Source organism: bacterium (genome assembly GCA_035528375.1).
Classification (GTDB): domain Bacteria; phylum RBG-13-66-14; class RBG-13-66-14; order RBG-13-66-14; family RBG-13-66-14; genus RBG-13-66-14.
On sequence record DATKYS010000001.1, the window covers coordinates 1 to 16,921 of the forward strand.

The window sequence follows — 16,921 nt, forward strand, 5'->3', positions numbered from 1 at the left end:
CTGGAAAACGCCGCCCGCGGTGAACATCAGGGTCTCATACCCCAGGTCGGTGCCCGGGTAGCCGCCCAGGTCCGAGAAGGTGTGCATGGTGGCGCCCTGGAAGGGGGTGTCCGGCCAACCAGGATAGGTCACGGCGCCGTAAGCGTTTACCAGGCCAGGAAATCCGCCGGTCTTGACCTCGTCGAACTGCACGCCCCAGTAGTTGCCGCCGGTGAACCAGATCCAACCGCTGGACATGATCCCGTCATCCCAGTAGAACTCAGGATCAGCCGGGGGCTGAGGATGAGTGTTGAACGGGATGCCGCCGGTCATTACGCTGTTGGCGGCGAAGGCGCAGACAACGACCAAGAGCAAAAGAAGCGTTTTCTTCACCTTTCCTCCTTCATGAGGGGTTTTCGTCCCGACCGGGGCGGATACCCCAATTACACCACCATTATAGCACTTTTTTCCGGCGGCACAAAGGGCGGCCGCGCGGGCCGCCCGACATCGCTCAACAGTTGTGGGTCGGTTATCTCTTCTTGAAACCTCTCCCTTCGGTCTGTCGGTAACCGCCGATGGATCTGCCGTGTCTGGCGGTTCTCATGTCCCTGCCGTGCGCTTTCGCCTGCTCGTTGATCTGGTGGTCCACGCTGCGGCGTATGTGCTTGTCGTGGAGATCGTCGCGCTTCTTCTCCTTCTTTGAGCCGGACATACACTCTCCTTCGTTACCCTCTCGTTGCGGGGACGCCGTGGGCGGATCGGCGGGTCGGGTGAGGGGATGGTCTTGTGAGCGATTTACCGTGGGCTGCGGGAACTAAGGCGGTATTAGGAACCTCGAGGCGGCGTGTCTCAAGGGCTTGCCTCCATGCTGCGCACACGCATCACCCTATATATAGCCCCATTTCGCGCGGAAAACAAGACAAGCAAAAGTCGGGCCAGGACGTTTTTTCGACCTCCCGGTCACCGGGCCGCCCCACCGTCCGCGTTGACTGGCCCCGGGCGCCGTGCTAGCATCGTGGCGCGCAGAAAGGGGGCCCCGCCTTTGAAGACGAAGTTATCCGCCGCGATTGCGCTCACCGCCGCCCTCGTCTTCCTCGGCCTGGCCGCCGTGACGGCGGAGCCGGTCGTGTTCACCGCCGCCGCCACGCAGCCCGCTTACTGGCGTTACGAGGTGGTGGTCGTCACCGCCGAGGGCTCACCCCCCGGGACCGAGCGTGTGGTCGGCGTCCCCGAGCGCAACGGCGAGACGGTCACCGGCGTCTCGGGGCGAAAAGAGGTCGAGTTCCGCCTGGAGGACGGCCGCTGGGTGGGGCGCTGGGCCATGCCCTGGGACCCGGACCTGGGCGACTACGCGATGACCGTGCGCGCCCTGGACTCGGCCGGCGAGGAGCTGGGCTCGACCACGGCCGGATTCCGCATCCGGGGAAAATCCCCCAACGGCAGGGTCCCCCTGCCGCACTTCGCCGTCACCCTGGAGACCGACGCCGATTACTACGCCGCGCGTCTGGGCGGGCCGCGGATGCGCGTCCCCGGCTGGAAGAACGTGGTCGCCTGGCCCGAGTACGCCGGGGCCGACTCGGTCTGGTTCTGCGCCGGGATGACCAAGGCCGCGCACCACCCCACAGCCGAGCACCCCTGGCTCCAGCGCGACCTGGACCTGGTGCCGGTGCTGGCGCGGGAGTGCCACCGGGCCGGGATGGCATTCGGCGCCTGGATCGCCTGCTTCTTCCCCTACGGCGAGGTGCGTCCCGACATCCCCTACGAGTTCTCGCGCAACTACGTAATCCCCGAGGACCCCACCGCCAAGCCCGGTTTCTGGACGACGCTCAACGCCAGCCTCGACTGCGAATTGCGCAAGCGGCAGATCGTCGAGCTGGCGAAAAACCTGCAGGCCGAGCCCCAGGTGGACTACGTCGGCCTGGACTACATCCGCTCGGGCCCCGGCGGCTTCGAGCTGGTGACCGACATGGTGACCGAGCTGGGCCTGGAGCCCTACGACGGCTTCACGAGTGAGCCCATCGAGGTGCAGATGGCGTGGCTGGTGGGGGCGACGCGCTCCAATGAAAGCATGAAGCGGCTGTGGCAGTGGTGGCGTGCGAGTAAGGCGGCGCGGACGCTGGCCGAAATCAAAGGGCGCGCCGGCATCACCAAGCCCCTGTGGTGCTTCGTCCTCGGCTGGTGCCACCAGCACGGGCAGGACCCGCTGATGATGACCGACGCCGGGGCGGATTTCGTCGCCCTCATGCTCTACGACGCCACGCGCAACGAGTTCGACGGCCTGATGCGCGAGTGGCCCAAGGAGTACCGCGACGGGCGGACGAACCTCGTGGCCGGGGTCATCGCCGACCCGGTCCAACTGGTCAACCCGTACAACCCCGCCGCGCCCTTCCCCCTCGAAATGGGGAACCGGGCGGAGCAGGCCACCGACGGCCTGGCCGGTTCCGCCGGGCCCTGGGACGACCTCCTCGCCGAGGATCCGAACTATTTGGATAAGTTCGGCCCCCTGCGCGCCGACGGGCTCGTCGAGGGCCTCTTCCTCCACGACCTCGAGCGGATGGCCTACCGTACCGGCGGCTGGACCATAGACGACTACATCGTGGCCGGGGCGTCGGCCATGAGCCGCCTGCGCGCCCTCACCGGCGACATCCCCGTCGAGATAAAGGTCGGGCGCCCCGCGGGGGTGGGCGCCTTCCTCTTCGACGTGCCGGTCGAGGTGACGAACCTGGGCTCGAAAACCCTGAAAAATATCCGCGTCCGCACAGAGCCCACGCGCAACGCGAGCATCGCCAAGGACGGGGCGGTTTACATCGCGGAGCTGGCCCCCGGCGAGACGGTGACGGTCACGCCGAAGCTCTACGCCTACGAGTATACCGATGAGCACGTAATCGCGGCCAGCGCGTGGTGGGGCGGTCCCCGGCCCGCCGATGTGGCCTTCGCCTGCCGCTACCAACTCCCGTGGGCGAAAAAGGAAGAATAAAATCGGCCCGCAGGGAGGTTTATCCCACGGTCCGCTCTACGTCGGAGTAGCCTCGCTTTATCGTTGATTTTCGTTGGCTTTATTAATTTCCTTTGCTTCTTTTAAATCTATCCTAGCTTTATAGCCATGCTTGTTTAGGAGGTGAAGCAGGTGATTTCCGCTAAGAAGGGTTAGAGGTTTATCCTTGGCAAACTGATAAGAATCAGTACCGTAATCCGAGGTGGAGATAAGAATACCCCTGGAGGCACCTTCGTTGATCAATGTTCCATATAAATCTCGAACTGCCGATACAGGCACTGTATTTGTGTATCGCTTCGCCTGAATCACGATCTTCCCCCCCCGAAGGGGATCTGGATCAAAGGCTACAGCATCAACACCACCATCTCGACTTGCTTGTGTAATTTTTACTTCGCCGCCGGACTCTGTAAATTCTTTTTCGAATAGCTCACGAACAAGGTGTTCGAAATCCTCCCAACTAATACACGCAATATTCATCCCTTCAGATAGCTTTTCTGCAACAGCGTATGATGCGACAAACCGAGAATCCTGTTTGTCCATTTGGAGGATTGGATTTACAGGTGTCATGCCGTAGAGTTGAGCACTACCAATCCCTTTGAGCTTTTTAAAGCAGCTTTTTACATCAACAGCAGATAAATTTATATCCAAGAAATCCTTTTTAGTTGTCAGTAGTGAAACGATACAACTTGTTTCTTCTTTACCTGTTGATTTATCTATGTAATTTACTATACCATTCAATGCCACAGCATCTAAAACGTCGGTTGTGTCAGCGTCAAATAGTTCATGTATCGTTCGCAACAGCATTTGATAGACGACACTATCATATAATTTGTTAATATCCTGTTCCTTTAATAATACTTCTTGAATTTCGTCTTTGGTCTTTATATATTTAACCTCTTTTAAACTCGGTATATCAGAAGGGGAGGGTAATTGCATATCCACAATTAACTGACGATTTTCAGCATTGTATAGAAGCTCGTGATCAATTGAAATCCAATTGGGATAATTTGACTTAGATATAATAATACTAAAGTATTGTTCTATCGCTTCACGTTCATTATTTTCGTAACTTTTTCTTAGTTGATCTATCTCATTATGTTGTAGTTGTTGTTCTTCTTCATATTTTCTCTTTTCGTTTTCCCAATCTTCCGTTTTCTTTTTATATCGTTCTGTTGCTTGTTTGTTAGTTTCTGAAACTTTTTGACTTTCTTGTTGCCAGGTATTAAGTGCAACATCGTATTTTTGCTTTGATTGGTCAAGACGTTTCTTTTTAATTCCGGAGAAGATACGCCCTATAATTCCCAGTTTAGCTTTGTATATGGGGTCTTTGATATCAGGTTGTACCGGCAGAACTTTAAGTTTAGGCTCGCTTGGTTTTGTTGTCGGAAAGGGTGTAAAATCTTTTAATGAATCCCAATCTATGGAATGAGAAGTTTGTAAACTAGTAAGCAGTAGTGTTGTTGCCTTGTTAATTTCTTCTTTAGCAGATTCCGTTTTTTGCCTGACAATTTCAATCTTTTGTTCAAGACGCATTTTAGCTTCTTGTTTTCTCTGGATTTCTTCCCATTTGGCATTCCACTTGTCCATTAACGCGTTTGCCTTTTCTTCTAGAGCATGTTTATCGTAACCTGTCATGAACTTGTACTCATGTAATCCATCATGTTTAACTTCGACGGAGTACTTAATCCTTCCGCTGGTTGAATAAGAACGTCTGCTACTTGTTGTAGCAAGTTTTGCGAGTGATCTAAGTAATCCGCTACTACGAGTCATCTTCTACATCCTTTCATGTAGCCTTCCATTTCAAGGTCATAGTAGGATAGTCAACAAAAACTTGTCAAGCTAGTTGGATACACTCAGGTTCTAGCGCCCTCGAAAAAGAGGAGCTGAGATGACCGAGCAACCGAACCTCCTGGCGCGGAAAATTTGCGCCTACTTCGACGAGAAGGCCGCGAAGCCCCTCTCGCCGGATACTATATCCGAGGCCCTCCACGCCAACAACGAGGCCGTCCTCGACGCCCTCGAGGAGCTGGAACAGGAGGGCCGCCTCTTCGCCAATAAAGCCGGGCGCTACGGCCTGCCGCGCATGATGGGCCTCGTCGTCGGCCGCCTGAAGGGCAACGAGCGCGGCTTCGGCTTCATCATCCCCGACGAGGAGGGCCAGACGGACGCCTTCGTGGGGCGGGGCAACTTCGGCACGGCCATCCACGGCGACCGCGTGGTTGGGCGCGTCCTGGGCGACACCCGCGGCCAGGGCATCGAGGCGAAAATCATCCGCGTCCTGGCCCGGGCCCGGGAGACCATCGTGGGCACCTTCCGCATCCGGGGCGACGTGGCCTTCGTGGCCCCGCTCGATAGGCGCATCCACGTGGCGGTCATCGTCGCGCACAAGGACTGGTTCGGCGCGCAGCACGGCGAGGTCGTGGTGGCCCAGGTGCTGGACTGGGAGGCCCCCCGCGAGATCCCCGTGGGCAAGGTAATCGAGGTCCTGGGCGATCCCGACGATCCCGGCGTGGACATCCTGGCCATCGTCCGCAAGTTCGAGCTCCCCGACGAGTTCCCCCCCGAGGTCGAGGCCGAGGCCGAGAAGTGCGACCCGGCCATCGCCGACGAGGAATGGACCTGGCGGAAAAACCTCTCCGACGAGTACATCATCACCATAGACCCGGTGGACGCCAAGGACTTCGACGACGCGATAAGCCTGGAGGAGAAAGACGGCGGCTGGCGGCTGGGGGTCCACATCGCCGACGTGTCGAATTACGTGGTCCCCGGCACGGAGCTGGACGAGGAGGCCTTCCTGCGCGGCAACAGCGTGTACCTCCCCGACCGGGTGCTGCCCATGCTCCCCGAGAGGCTCTCCAATTTCGTCTGCTCCCTGCGGCCCGGCGAGCTCAAGCGCACGGTGAGCGTCATCGCCGACCTCGACGCCAGGGGGGAGGTCACGGCGGTGGAGGCGACCCCCTCCGCGATAAACTCCCGGTACCGGCTGTGGTACGAGCTGGCCCAGGATTTGATTGACGGCAAAAAGAGCCCCGACGTGCAGGAGCTCGGCCACGGCAGGAGTCAGGCGGAGCTGGACGAGCTGGCCGACCGATTGCGGCGGATGGACGCCCTGGCGAAGGTTCTGTACAAAAGGCGCCTGGACCGCGGGGCCATAGACCTGGACCAGCCCGAGGCGAAGATAATACTGGACGAGGCCTCCGGCAAGCCGCTGGAGATTCGGGTCAAGGAGCGCCTGCGCACCCATCAGCTCATCGAGGAGTTCATGCTGTTGGCCAACGAGGCGGTGGCCAAGCTGCTGACCGACGCCAAGGGGCCGGCACTCTACCGCATCCACGACAAGCCGGACCCCCGCTCGCTCCAGCACCTCTCCAAGTCGCTCAAGTTCCTGCAGATGGACTTCTCCGGCGACGAGCTCGCCGATCCCCGGGCGATGCAAAGGCTCATCAAGGCCGCCGAGGGCAAGCCGCTCGAGCGGCTCATCAAGTTCATGCTGCTGCGGAGCCTCCAGCGGGCGGTGTACTCGCCGAAGAACGTCGGGCACTTCGGGCTGGCCTCGGGCTGCTACACGCACTTCACCAGCCCCATCCGGCGCTACCCGGACCTGGTGGTGCACCGGCTGCTCAAGGCGCTCCACGCCGGCGACGGGTCGCCCTACGACCGGACCGAGCTCTCGGGAATCGCCAAGCACACCTCGGCCACGGAGGAGCTGGCCGAGGAGGCCGAGCGCGAGGCGGACGAGTTCAAGAAGCTGGAGTACCTCACCGGGCATTTAGGCGAGGTTTTCGCCGGGACCATCACCGGGGTGATTGCCAAGGGCGTCTTCGTCGAGCTGAACGACCTGTTGATCGAGGGGCTGGTCCACGTGGCGAAGCTGGGCGACGACTACTACAGCTTCCAGGAGTCGCCGGACCAGCTCGTGGGACGGAACACCGGCAACACATACCGTCTGGGGGACAAGCTCCAGGTGCAGGTGGTGAAGGTGGACCTGGCGGCGCTGCGGCTGGACCTGGACCCGGCGGGTAAAATACCCGAGAAGAAGGCGGACCGCGGTCGGAGGCGGCCCCCCGCGGAAGGCGAGCCCCACTGGCTCAAGTACCTGCCGCCCAAGCAGCGCAGCCGCGCGAGCCGGAGGAAAAAGTATAAGAAGTAAACCGAATCCCCTCCCCCCTCTGGGGGGCGGCGTGCCGACGGGTTAGGGTGAGGGTCGAGGTTGGAAACGTGAAAGCGGCGGCCCGCGGTCTCCCTCTCCCCGTGGGAGAGGGTAGGGGTGAGGGCTTCCTTAGAAAAAACGGGCGGACCTAAAGGTCCGCCCCTACGAGTTCACGTAAGATGTCACCTTGTGATAACCACCCGGCGGGTGATGGCGCCGGCGTCGGTGGCGAGGCGCACGAGGTACACGCCGGGTGGAAGCGTCGAGGTGTCGTAGGCGAATTCGTGGCGGCCGGGGGCGGTGGGGACGGTCACGGAGGATTCCACGAGCCGGCCCGAGAGGTCGTAGAGCGAGAGCTCTACGTTTTTCGTACCCTCCGGGAGGAAGTAGCTCAAGGTCACCTGGTCCGTCGCCGGGCATGGGTAGGGAGCGCAGAAGGTTAGCTTGGCGGCGTCTGGTCCCGGCCAGGCGGCTTCCACGGGGCCGAAGCGACGGACGGAGCCGCCGGGGAGCACGGCTTCGAGGGTGTAGAGGTGGGTTACGTTCGGCTCGGCATCGCGGTCGAGGTAGCGGTAGAGAGCGTCGCCGGAGAGGTTGACCAGGCGCTCCCCGTCACGCTCCAGGCGCCAATTTGAGCCGACCAAGTCGCCTTCCTCACGCCAGGAGAGGAGGATGCCATTGACATCGGTGTTGGCCTTTAAACCAGGCTCATCGGCGGCGAAGCCGTCAAGGGTGTACTACTGGTCACAGAGATCGGGGTCTGTGGCCCAAACAAATGGCACATGTGCAACTAAGTGTAGTGAAATGCCTGACACCTACTACTACACCGTCTTTTCGGTCAGCTCTAGAAAAGATGAAATTAAATAAAAAGGATTCCCCATTTTCAAGATAACGACGGAGAGCATATCCGCATAGATCGGCTACCTGCACCATGCTTGTAAGTTGGCTATCAACAAATAACGGAGTTTCAATAATATGACTTAAGGCTGTCCACCTTGTGCCTGTTTTGTAGAATTTCTTCATAAGCTCTGTATGCTTTTTAGCAACAGTCTCATTATTATCATGGATTAATAAACCATAACTGGCAACTCCAAAACTCTTGGAAATTATGGATAAATACTGTTCAAAACGTGAAACGATCTGATCGAATGCCTGTTCATCAATAGAATAGGCGGATTTGGAAGGGTCGAAATGGACTTTATCTATACATTCAGCAAATAGGCGGGCAAATTCCCATTTGGAAATACATTCAGCTAACTCAGTTATGAGATTCCGGCGTTCAGTATATGATAAATGAATATATGGTTCGGTTTTTTTGTTATTCTTTTTCGTCTGCCTGTATAGTTTTGGATTATTTGCCCGTTGAAGTCTCAGTAATTCTGTTGTTCGTTTAGATTCAACAGCTCTTCTGCGTTCATCATAAGTAAGCTGTTCAAAATCTGGTATATGAGTTTGCTCAAAGTATGGACGGAGAATCCACGCAACATGAATCTCTTGTTCTACATAATATTTTTTCTTTATTATTCCTATTTCACGTTCACAATCCCGCCAATACCAGATAGGAATTGATAATCCGGCGAGAATAAAATGGAAGTATTCCCTGGAGTTTGAGGTGTGCCTGATTCGTCAATGTAGCAAAGATACATACAACCACCTAAAAAAAGCGACTGGCTTCAGGGCTTTAAGCCCTTTTAAGAGACGCTTAGCGACTCTTGCCAGACACAGTTAATATTATAGAGCCTAGATGAAAGAAAATCAAGGAAAAACGAAAATATCTCACAATTATCATAATATCAATGCGTTAGATTTATCAGCCTTGCTTTGTCTTCAGGGTTTATTAAGATGTCTGTATGATCCGATATACAGCGCATCGCCCAAGCTTCGCACTCCATTGCCTCCAAGATTCAATACATGTGTGTAGATCGTTGTCTTGTTTGCGTCATTGTGTCCTGGGTGATCCTGGATCATTAGTCTGCTGATAGAATCGGCCGCTCACGCCCGTTCCAACGACGACAAAAACCGCAGCACCAGCCCGCCCAGGGTGGTCAGCGCGTAGCCCTCGGTGGACCGGGTGACGAGGTTCTGCTGGCGCAGCTTGGCCAGCCTCTTCTTCAGCCGGTTGGGGGTCTCGTCGAGCTCGTGGATGAGCTCGTTGGAGCTGATGCCGACGCGGCTGCCGAGGACTTCGAGGTATCCCATGGTCCAGCCGCCGGTGCGGGCGCGGCGGTCGATATCCTCCAGGCGCTTGGAGACGGCCATTACGAGGCCCATTGTGGGCGGCTTGGGAGCTTTTTGCGCCCCGCCGACGTACTGGAAGCGGACGCGGAAAACCTGGGCATCGTCGAGGTTGCAGTCGGGATTGTGGTTGCGGAAGCGCTCGAAGAAATCGAAGAGTGTGTCGGCGCCGGCGGCTCGGGCGTCGGAGGCGCTCACCCGCCGCAGTCGGACCGACGAGACGTCCAGAACCTTGATGAGCCCCAGCTCGGGATCCTCGTACACCTGTCCGGGATCAACCTTGGGCTCGTTCCACTGGCGGAAGGCGACGGTTATCCGGCCCGTGCGCACGCCTTCCAATTCCTTCTCCGCGAAGAGCATCGGATGACTCACTGGTGCCATCCCCCTGGGCTGGAGGTAAGTTTTTGCGGTTGGAGGGGGGCAAAAAAAGGTATAGCGCCTCATACGCTATTTTACTCGGTGGCGCCGACGTAGTCAAGGCGGGGCGGGGAGGGCGGAAGGAAGCGGGTTTCGGCGGATTGTTCGGGATGGGCGCGGCGACCTTTGTTGAGATTGATTTGCGATTAGGTGGAGAGGAACACCGGCCTCCGGGCTGGTCGGTTGCCGGGGGCCGGGCGCCGGGTATATAATCGTCCCGAGAGTCGAAAACCCCGACCTCGGAGGGTCCGGTCTTGAAACACTACGCCCCGCTTCTGGCCGCCGTCATCGCGGCTCTTTTACTCGCCGGCTGCGAGCCGAGCGGATTCGGCAAGCCGCCGAAGCTCGTCCTCTACGAGCTTTTCCTCAACGGCAATCCCGATAAGCCTTTCAAGGAAAACCTCCTCGACGTGTGGCTGGGCAACGGCGAGGGCTGGGCGGTCGGCCCGGCCGGCGAGGACGAGCTTCAGGCCACCGTCCTCTTCTACGACGGGACCGACTGGTCCATCGTCGAGGGGCCGGAGGGCGACCTGTCGGCGGTGCTGGGCGACGGCGACGGAGGCTGCATCGCCGTGGGACCGGAGGGGTTGATGGTTCGCTGCGACGGCGTAGAGTGGACGCGCTACTTCAACCTGACCTACGAGGACCTGACCGCCGTGGACGGGACGGCGGAGGACTTCTGGGTGGTGGGCGTGAACGGCGCGGTCCTCCACTACGCGGACGGAGGTTGGACCCAGACGGTCGTAGAGGGCCACAACTTCACCGACGTGGCCGCGACCCCGGGCGGGTTCGTCGCCGTGACCACCGACGGCTCCGTCGTGTTCGGGGACGACGGCGGGGCGGAGGTTTACGACCTGGGCGTCGGCGGTCCGCTGAACGGAATCGCCGATACGGACGACGGCTACCTCGTCGTGGGCGATGGGGGGGTCATCCTCCTCGGCGACACCGACGACTGGACGTCCCTGGACAGCCCGACGACGGATTTACTGAAGGACGTCGGCGCCGCTTCGTCGGAGCACTTCCTGGCCGTGGGAGCCCGGGGGACGGTCGTCCTCGACGACGGCGGCAGCCTGAGTCTCCTCGATTCCCCGACCGACGAGGACCTGACGGCGGTCGAGATGCTCTCCCTCAGCGAGGGGTGGATCGTCGGTCAGGGCGGCGTCATACTCCACTACTATTGAGGTCACGTGGGCTTTCTGGGCGACGAACGGGTGAAGGTGATGATCCTCGCCGGGGGCAAAGGCGAGGGTCTGTCCGTTCTGGCCTCGCACCGGGCGGTCTCGTCCATGCCCTTCGGCGGGCGGTACCGCCTCGTTGACTTCCCCCTCTCCAACTGCGTCAACTCCGGGCTCTTCGACATCGGCATCCTGGCCCAGTACAACCCCATCAGCCTGATGGACCACCTGGGTACGGGCCAGGCGTGGGACCTGGACCGCAAGCGGACCGGGGTCTCGCTCCTGCAACCGATTCAGACCGAGGCGGGGTCGTCCTGGTACCGGGGCACCGCCGACGCGCTGCGGCAGAACCGCCGCGAGTTCGAGGGGTACGACTTCGTGCTGGTCCTGCCCGGGGACCTGGTGTTCAAGATGGACTTCCGGGGGCTCATCCGCCAGCACCACCGCCGCCGGGCCGCCGTCACCGTCGCCACCGCCCCGGCGGATTTCAAGGACCTCCGCCGTTTCGGCATCGTGGAGGTCGCCGACGACGACCGGATAACCGCCTTTCTGGAGAAGCCGGACCGGCCCGCGGGAACCCTGGCCAGCATGGCCATCTACCTCTTCGACGCGGCCTACCTTACCCACAAGCTGGAACCGCTGAGAAAGGGCCAGTACGACCTGGTACAGGACGTGGTCGTACCCGCCGTGTCCGAAAAGGTGGTTCACCAGTTCCCCTTCAACGGTTACTGGGAGGACGTGGGCGAGCTGACGCCCTATTACCAGGCCAACATGGAGCTCCTGCGGGATACCCCGCGCCTGGAAATGGTGGACCCCTCCTGGCCCATCATGACTCCCACCGACGAGATGCCGCCGGCCAAGTTCGGCCCCGGGAGCCACGCCGTCCGCAGCCTGGTGGCCAACGGCTCCATCGTCAACGGCAAGGTCATCAACTCGATCCTGAGCCGCGGGGTCTACGTGGAGGAGGGGGCCCTGGTGCGGGACTCCATCCTCTTCGGCGACACGGCGGTGCACCGCGGGGCGGTGGTGGACCGGGTGGTCATGGACCGTTTCTGCGATGTCGGTGAGAAGGCCAAGGTCGGCGTCGGCGAGGTGTACGACGGGAACGAGCGTTTCGGCGGGCTCTTCTCCGGCGGCGTCACGGTCGTCGGCAAGAGCGTCGCGCTGCCCGCCGGGATAACCGTGGGGCGGCACGTCTGCCTGGCGCCCGACACGCCGGGGGAATTTTTAGGAAAAAACGTCCCCGCGGGCGCGGCGGTGGGGGAGTTTCCGTGAGAATCCTTGCCGTTACCGGTGTTATCATCTCCCTTACCGCGGCGGCCGGTTCCGCCGACGTGCGGCTTCTATTCACCGGGGCCGACGGGGAAGAGCTTTCCGCGCTGACCGAGGCCTGGCCCGAGGCCGAGCTACTCCCCGCGGGCGTCCCCTGGGACGCGCCCTACCCCGAGCTGCTGCCCCTCCTCGTCGGAGATGTCCCCACCCTGTTAATCGCCGTAAACTCAGGCCCCGCCGGCCTGGCGGTCTCGGCGAGGCTCCTCGGCCGGGGCGGCTACGACGAGCGCCTGGGCACCGTCCACATCGCTGCGGTGCAGTCCAGCCTCCTCGAGGCCGTGCGCCAGTTCCTCGCCCGGGTCGGAACGAGCGCGGGCTCGGCGTTCACCTCCATCCACGGTGAGGCTCTCACTCTCGGGGCCGGTGTGATAGCCGGAAAATTGGAGAAAATCTCCGGCTGGGGCGTCGCCCCGGTGGGGGGAGTCGCCGACGACGAGGGTCGCCGCCGCACCCGTCTGCGGGCCTACGACGCGGCGGAGGACGATTTTCTCGATCGGCTCGAGGAGGCGCTCTACCCGAAGGCCCTCCTGGACGTCGCCTCCTACAGGCAGGTGGTCGCGCTGGTCCGCGGCTACCTCTTCGTTTCCCGGGAGGAGCGGCGGACCGGAGACGAGACCTACGGCATCGAGCTGCGCCTGACCCCCGAGGGGGTCCGCCGCCTGACCGGCCTCCTCTTCAACAGGCTCGGCGCCCCCTAGCCGTGGAAGAGCTCTTCGACAGCCTTCCCGAACCCGACGCGCCGCTGGCCTACCGGATGCGGCCGGTTAAACTGGCCGAGGTGGTGGGCCAGGATAAAATCATCGGCCCCGGCACCCCGCTGCGCACGGCGGTGGAGCGGGGCCGTCTCCCGAGCCTGATTCTGTACGGCCCGCCGGGGTCGGGGAAGACGACCATCGCCCTGGCGGCGGCGGCGCAGGTCGGCGGTCGCGTGGCCCGCCTCAACGCCGTCACGGCCAAGGTGGACGACGTGCGCCGGGTGGTCGCCGAGGCGAAGCGCGCCCGGCAGGCCCGCCTCTCCAAGCCCGTCGTCCTCTTCATAGACGAGATTCACCGCTTCAACCGCGCCCAGCAGGACGCCCTTCTACCCGCGGTGGAGGCCGGGGTGGTGATCTTCATCGGCGCCACCGTCCACAACCCCTACACCAGCGTCATCGGCGCCCTCCTCTCCCGCTCGGTCGTCCTGGAGCTCGCCCCCCTGGAGCCGGGGCACATCCGGGCGCTCCTGGAGCGGGCCCTCGCCGACGGGGAGCGGGGCCTGGGCGGGATGAAAATTTCCGCCGCCGGCGGCTTTCTGGATCGCCTGGCCGGCTACGCCGGGGGCGACGCCCGCCGGGCGCTGGCCGCTCTGGAGCTGGCCGCCGTGACCGCCACGGCCGACGGGGACGGTCACATTAACCTGGTCGTAGAGGATGCGGAGCGCGTCGCCGTCGAGCAGAGCCCCCTCCACGACCGCGCCGGCGATTACCACTACGACCGCATCTCGGCCTTCATCAAGAGCATGCGGGGCGGGGACCCCGACGCCGCGGTGTACTGGATGGTGCTGGCCCTGGAGGGCGGCGAGGACCCGCGCTTCATCGCCCGCCGCATCGTCATCTGCGCCTCGGAGGACGTGGGGAACGCCGACCCACATGCACTCGTCGTAGCGGTGGCGGCGGCCCAGGCCCTGGAGCTAATCGGCATACCCGAGGCGGCCTACAACCTGATCCAGGCGGCCGTCTACGTCGCCTGCGCCCCCAAGTCCAACGCCTGCGGCACGGCGCTGACCCTCGCCCGGGAGTACGTCAAGGAGCGGCCGGCGATCCCCGTCCCCGGCCACCTGCGCGGCACGGGTTACCGCGGGGCGGACAAGCTGGGCCGCGGTGAGGGCTACCTGTACCCCCACGACCACCCCGGCGGCTTCGTCCACCAGGAGTATCTGGGAACGGAGCACCCGCGGTTTTACTTCCCCAAGCGGATCGGTGTCGAGGGAGAGCTTTCGCGTCTGTTGGCGGAACGCTGGCCGGAGCGGAATTTCCTGAAAAACGGGGCAGATCGGGGGCGGGAGGGTGAGTCGGATGGGCCGGAGGATAGGCCCGCAACGGATACCGAATCTCCAGAAATCCCTTGACTTTTCCACCGGAATTTACTAAGCTACTCTAACGAAGAGTCGGAAAAAAACTGCTGGCGAATGGGCTTCGCGTTCCTGAGGGAGCTTCGTGCCGGCTTAGTTTTAAGGACGTCCGGCAAGTTGCCGGACAAGTGGATAAAACCGAGGAGGATACATGCGTCGCTATTTCCTGTTCGCCCTGGTCGCCGCCCTGGCTATCGTCTTTGCCGGGTGTGGCGAGGCGGTAAAGTACGAGAAACCCGAGGCGCTCGTTGACGCCTTTGTCGCGGCTCTGGCGGCCGAAAAGCCCGTCGAGGCGCTCGCGCCTCTGTTCACGGACGCTAAAATGGCCGACGAGGTCGTCGCGCTCCTGGATAAAGGCCTGACGATCGAGGGCGCCTACACCATCACCGACGGCGTTGTGACGTGGGAGAAGGCCGTCTACATGGAGGCTGAGGCGGAATTTACTTTCACCCTGAACGTCGCCGCGACTGAAGACGGCGGCTGGCTCTGCACCGGCTACGAGGCCGTCGAGACGGTCGTACCCGTGGACGAGGAAGCCGTTCTCAATGAGCTGATGGCTTCCTACACCGTTCAGGTCAAAGCCTTGGGCGAGAAGTTCAAGGTCACCGGCAACATCCAGCCCTACATCGCCTTCCTGGACGGCGCCGTCACCGGCATCAACTCCTGGGCGCAGTCCGGCGAGGACACCAAGGCCTGGGAGAACGAGGCCTTCAGGGCCGATTTGGAGAAGCTCATCCTGACCTTCCAGATCGCCGAGATGGGCGAGGTTGACGTTCTGTGGTCTATGGACTTCCCGATGGCCGACTACGTCGCCCCGGCGGTCGAGCCCGTCGTCGAGCCCGCTCCCGAGCCCGTTGTCGAGTAGAGCCTCGCATAAAGTCGCGACCGATCTCTAGAACCTTGATGGGTCGCCTTCGGGCGGCCCATTTCCGTGACGAGTCCGATTCCCAAAGGAGGGGATGTGCAACGCTTCACGATCTTTCTGGTCCTGGCCGGTCTGGCCCTCGCCTTCTCAGGCTGCGGGGGCGAAGGGGAGGAAGGGAACGGCGACGGGACCGAGGCGGACGGGCCGAAGGTCTATCCGACGGCGGAGACCCTGGTGGACGCCTTCATCAAGGCGGCCAATTCCCAAAACAAGGAGGTCTTCGACAGCCTCTTCTACGAAAAGAGCTCGGCCGACGCCATCTGGGAGCGCATCACCGAGAGCGGCCTGACCTTCTCGCAGGGGTATCACATCGAGGACAGCTCCTTCGGCAAGCACGTCATCTTCGACAGCGCCCACTGGGAGGGTTACGGAGCCTACGAGCAGCAGCTCTACATCAGCGATGATCCCGCCATGAGCAAGGGCTGGATCATCAACGGCCAGGACTACGCCTTCGTAACCGAGGAGGAGACCGGGACCGAGCCGGCCGAGGATACCGCGGACGGGACCGGAGAGGTGGCCGCGGAGCCCGGGACGTAGCCGCTTTTCGACACACCCGAACGAACGCATTTTGGAATTCCTCCATACACGCGGGAGCGGCGGATCGGGCACACGCCTGAAACGCAGTCACGCACCCGGCGTAAATGCGACGGCGCAGCCGTAAAACGGGGTAACGCCTCCGGCGTAAGTGCGACGGCCAAGCCGTAAACGAGGAGGTATCATGCGCGGATTGCTGATTGCGGCGCTTCTGGCCGCACTGGTGCTCGGCATCGCCGGCTGCGGCGAGGAGGCCGAGGAGGAAAAAGTCGATCTATCCAAACCCGAAGGCACGGTGGAGGCATTCCTCAAAGTGGTGCAGGACAAGGATCAGGAAAGCCTGAAAGGGCTCGTCATAGACCCGCAGTACGTGGACGTGCTCTGGCCGCTCATAGACGAGAAGGGCCTGACCATATCCGGCGGCTACGTGCTCGAGGAGGGTCTCTTCGGCACGACGGTCACCTTCGAGAACGCCCGCTACACCGAGAACAACATGTCGTACGACCTGGAGCTCACCCTCTCCGAGGACAGGGGCAAATGGCTCATATCCGGTTACATGACCGTTCTCGCCGGTGACGAGACGACCGACACGGGCAGGATCGAGGAGCCGGAGGAGGACCTCGGGGCCGCGGCGCTCGAGTACCTCAAGGCCAACTACTCCGACGAGGTCAAGGCGATATCCGATAAATACGCCGGTGACGACTTCGGCGGCGACGTCCAGTACTACATCCGTTTCGTGGACGGGAAGTTCGACCGGATCAACTCCGTGGCCACCGGTCACGGCGACGACCGGGCCTACAACAACGAGGCCTTCCGCGCCGAGCTGGACAAGCTGGTGGAGACCTTCGAGGTTGACTCACCCGGCGAGGTGGACGTGTTCTGGGTGGTGGAATTCCCCATGTAAGGGGAGGGCATTCCCCTCATCGGAAATGTAGGGCGGGGACTTTAGTCCCCGCCGATTTATCAAAGGCAGCCCTCACCCTTGGCCCGTGCCTCGCAGGTCTCCCGCGGGGAGAGGGAGAGAATGGCGGCACACGGAGTTGCCGCCCTACGTCGTTCAATGGTCTTA

Annotated in this window: 15 protein-coding genes and 1 pseudogene; 9 read left to right on the forward strand and 7 right to left on the reverse strand. The window is 61.3% G+C overall.

What is annotated here, in order from left to right; genetic code table 11:
• A partial coding sequence (locus tag VM054_00005; GenBank protein ID HUT97439.1) for a hypothetical protein occupies positions 1–372 on the reverse strand: 372 nt, incomplete at its 3' end.
• A 136-nt stretch (positions 373–508) separates the two neighbouring features.
• Positions 509–691: a hypothetical protein gene (locus VM054_00010; protein ID HUT97440.1), complete on the reverse strand. Its 183-nt coding sequence runs from the start codon at positions 689–691 to the stop codon at positions 509–511.
• 330 nt (positions 692–1,021) lie between these two features.
• Between VM054_00010 and VM054_00015 the strand changes: the two genes are divergently transcribed.
• Complete coding sequence (locus VM054_00015; GenBank protein ID HUT97441.1) at positions 1,022–2,956, forward strand: hypothetical protein; 1,935 nt, start codon at positions 1,022–1,024, stop codon at positions 2,954–2,956.
• 57 nt (positions 2,957–3,013) lie between these two features.
• Here VM054_00015 and VM054_00020 read toward each other — a convergent pair whose 3' ends face one another.
• A complete protein-coding gene (locus tag VM054_00020; GenBank protein HUT97442.1) occupies positions 3,014–4,744 on the reverse strand; it encodes a restriction endonuclease in 1,731 nt (576 codons plus the stop codon).
• Positions 4,745–4,862: 118 nt separating this feature from the next.
• Between VM054_00020 and rnr the strand changes: the two genes are divergently transcribed.
• Positions 4,863–7,124, forward strand: a complete 2,262-nt coding sequence (rnr, locus tag VM054_00025; protein HUT97443.1) for a ribonuclease R — start codon at positions 4,863–4,865, stop codon at positions 7,122–7,124.
• 182 nt (positions 7,125–7,306) lie between these two features.
• Here the strand turns inward: rnr and VM054_00030 are convergent, their stop codons facing one another.
• The 4 genes and pseudogenes from VM054_00030 to VM054_00045 form a co-directional block, all read right to left on the reverse strand.
• Positions 7,307–7,768 (reverse strand): T9SS type A sorting domain-containing protein, encoded by a 462-nt coding sequence (locus VM054_00030; GenBank protein HUT97444.1) that lies wholly within the window; start codon positions 7,766–7,768, stop codon positions 7,307–7,309.
• A gap of 100 nt (positions 7,769–7,868) precedes the next feature.
• Entirely contained in the window at positions 7,869–8,747 is an 879-nt protein-coding gene (locus VM054_00035; protein HUT97445.1) for a DUF3800 domain-containing protein, read from the reverse strand.
• A gap of 204 nt (positions 8,748–8,951) precedes the next feature.
• Positions 8,952–9,089: pseudogene (locus VM054_00040) on the reverse strand (integrase).
• A gap of 27 nt (positions 9,090–9,116) precedes the next feature.
• Entirely contained in the window at positions 9,117–9,719 is a 603-nt protein-coding gene (locus VM054_00045; protein ID HUT97446.1) for a hypothetical protein, read from the reverse strand.
• Between the two features lie 311 nt (positions 9,720–10,030).
• Between VM054_00045 and VM054_00050 the strand changes: the two genes are divergently transcribed.
• The 7 genes from VM054_00050 to VM054_00080 all read left to right on the forward strand — a co-directional run bounded on the left by VM054_00050 (position 10,031) and on the right by VM054_00080 (position 16,756).
• Positions 10,031–10,957: a hypothetical protein gene (locus VM054_00050; GenBank protein ID HUT97447.1), complete on the forward strand. Its 927-nt coding sequence runs from the start codon at positions 10,031–10,033 to the stop codon at positions 10,955–10,957.
• Between the two features lie 6 nt (positions 10,958–10,963).
• Positions 10,964–12,226, forward strand: coding sequence for a glucose-1-phosphate adenylyltransferase family protein (locus tag VM054_00055; protein ID HUT97448.1), 1,263 nt, complete (start codon positions 10,964–10,966; stop codon positions 12,224–12,226).
• Positions 12,223–12,981, forward strand: a complete 759-nt coding sequence (locus VM054_00060; protein ID HUT97449.1) for a hypothetical protein — start codon at positions 12,223–12,225, stop codon at positions 12,979–12,981. Before VM054_00055 ends, VM054_00060 begins: the two co-directional genes overlap by 4 nt.
• A 2-nt stretch (positions 12,982–12,983) precedes the next feature.
• Positions 12,984–14,390 carry a replication-associated recombination protein A gene (locus tag VM054_00065; protein HUT97450.1) on the forward strand — a complete coding sequence of 469 codons (1,407 nt, stop codon included), beginning with the start codon at positions 12,984–12,986 and terminating at the stop codon, positions 14,388–14,390.
• Between the two features lie 154 nt (positions 14,391–14,544).
• Positions 14,545–15,258 carry a hypothetical protein gene (locus VM054_00070; GenBank protein ID HUT97451.1) on the forward strand — a complete coding sequence of 238 codons (714 nt, stop codon included), beginning with the start codon at positions 14,545–14,547 and terminating at the stop codon, positions 15,256–15,258.
• Positions 15,259–15,354: 96 nt separating this feature from the next.
• Positions 15,355–15,855, forward strand: coding sequence for a hypothetical protein (locus tag VM054_00075; GenBank protein HUT97452.1), 501 nt, complete (start codon positions 15,355–15,357; stop codon positions 15,853–15,855).
• A gap of 181 nt (positions 15,856–16,036) precedes the next feature.
• The gene (locus VM054_00080) at positions 16,037–16,756 is read left to right on the forward strand and encodes a hypothetical protein (protein HUT97453.1); all 720 of its coding nucleotides are present in this window, start codon (positions 16,037–16,039) and stop codon (positions 16,754–16,756) included.
• Positions 16,757–16,921 lie beyond the last annotated feature (165 nt).

What these genes read in the sequence shown, in the direction of transcription:
- VM054_00010 (HUT97440.1), bottom strand. Translation starts at nt 691, where the DNA reads ATGTCCGGCTCAAAGAAGGAGAAGAAGCGCGACGATCTCCACGACAAG.
- VM054_00020 (HUT97442.1), bottom strand. Translation starts at nt 4,744, where the DNA reads ATGACTCGTAGTAGCGGATTACTTAGATCACTCGCAAAACTTGCTACA.
- rnr (HUT97443.1), top strand. Translation starts at nt 4,863, where the DNA reads ATGACCGAGCAACCGAACCTCCTGGCGCGGAAAATTTGCGCCTACTTC.
- VM054_00045 (HUT97446.1), bottom strand. Translation starts at nt 9,719, where the DNA reads ATGCTCTTCGCGGAGAAGGAATTGGAAGGCGTGCGCACGGGCCGGATA.
- VM054_00070 (HUT97451.1), top strand. Translation starts at nt 14,545, where the DNA reads ATGCGTCGCTATTTCCTGTTCGCCCTGGTCGCCGCCCTGGCTATCGTC.
- VM054_00080 (HUT97453.1), top strand. Translation starts at nt 16,037, where the DNA reads ATGCGCGGATTGCTGATTGCGGCGCTTCTGGCCGCACTGGTGCTCGGC.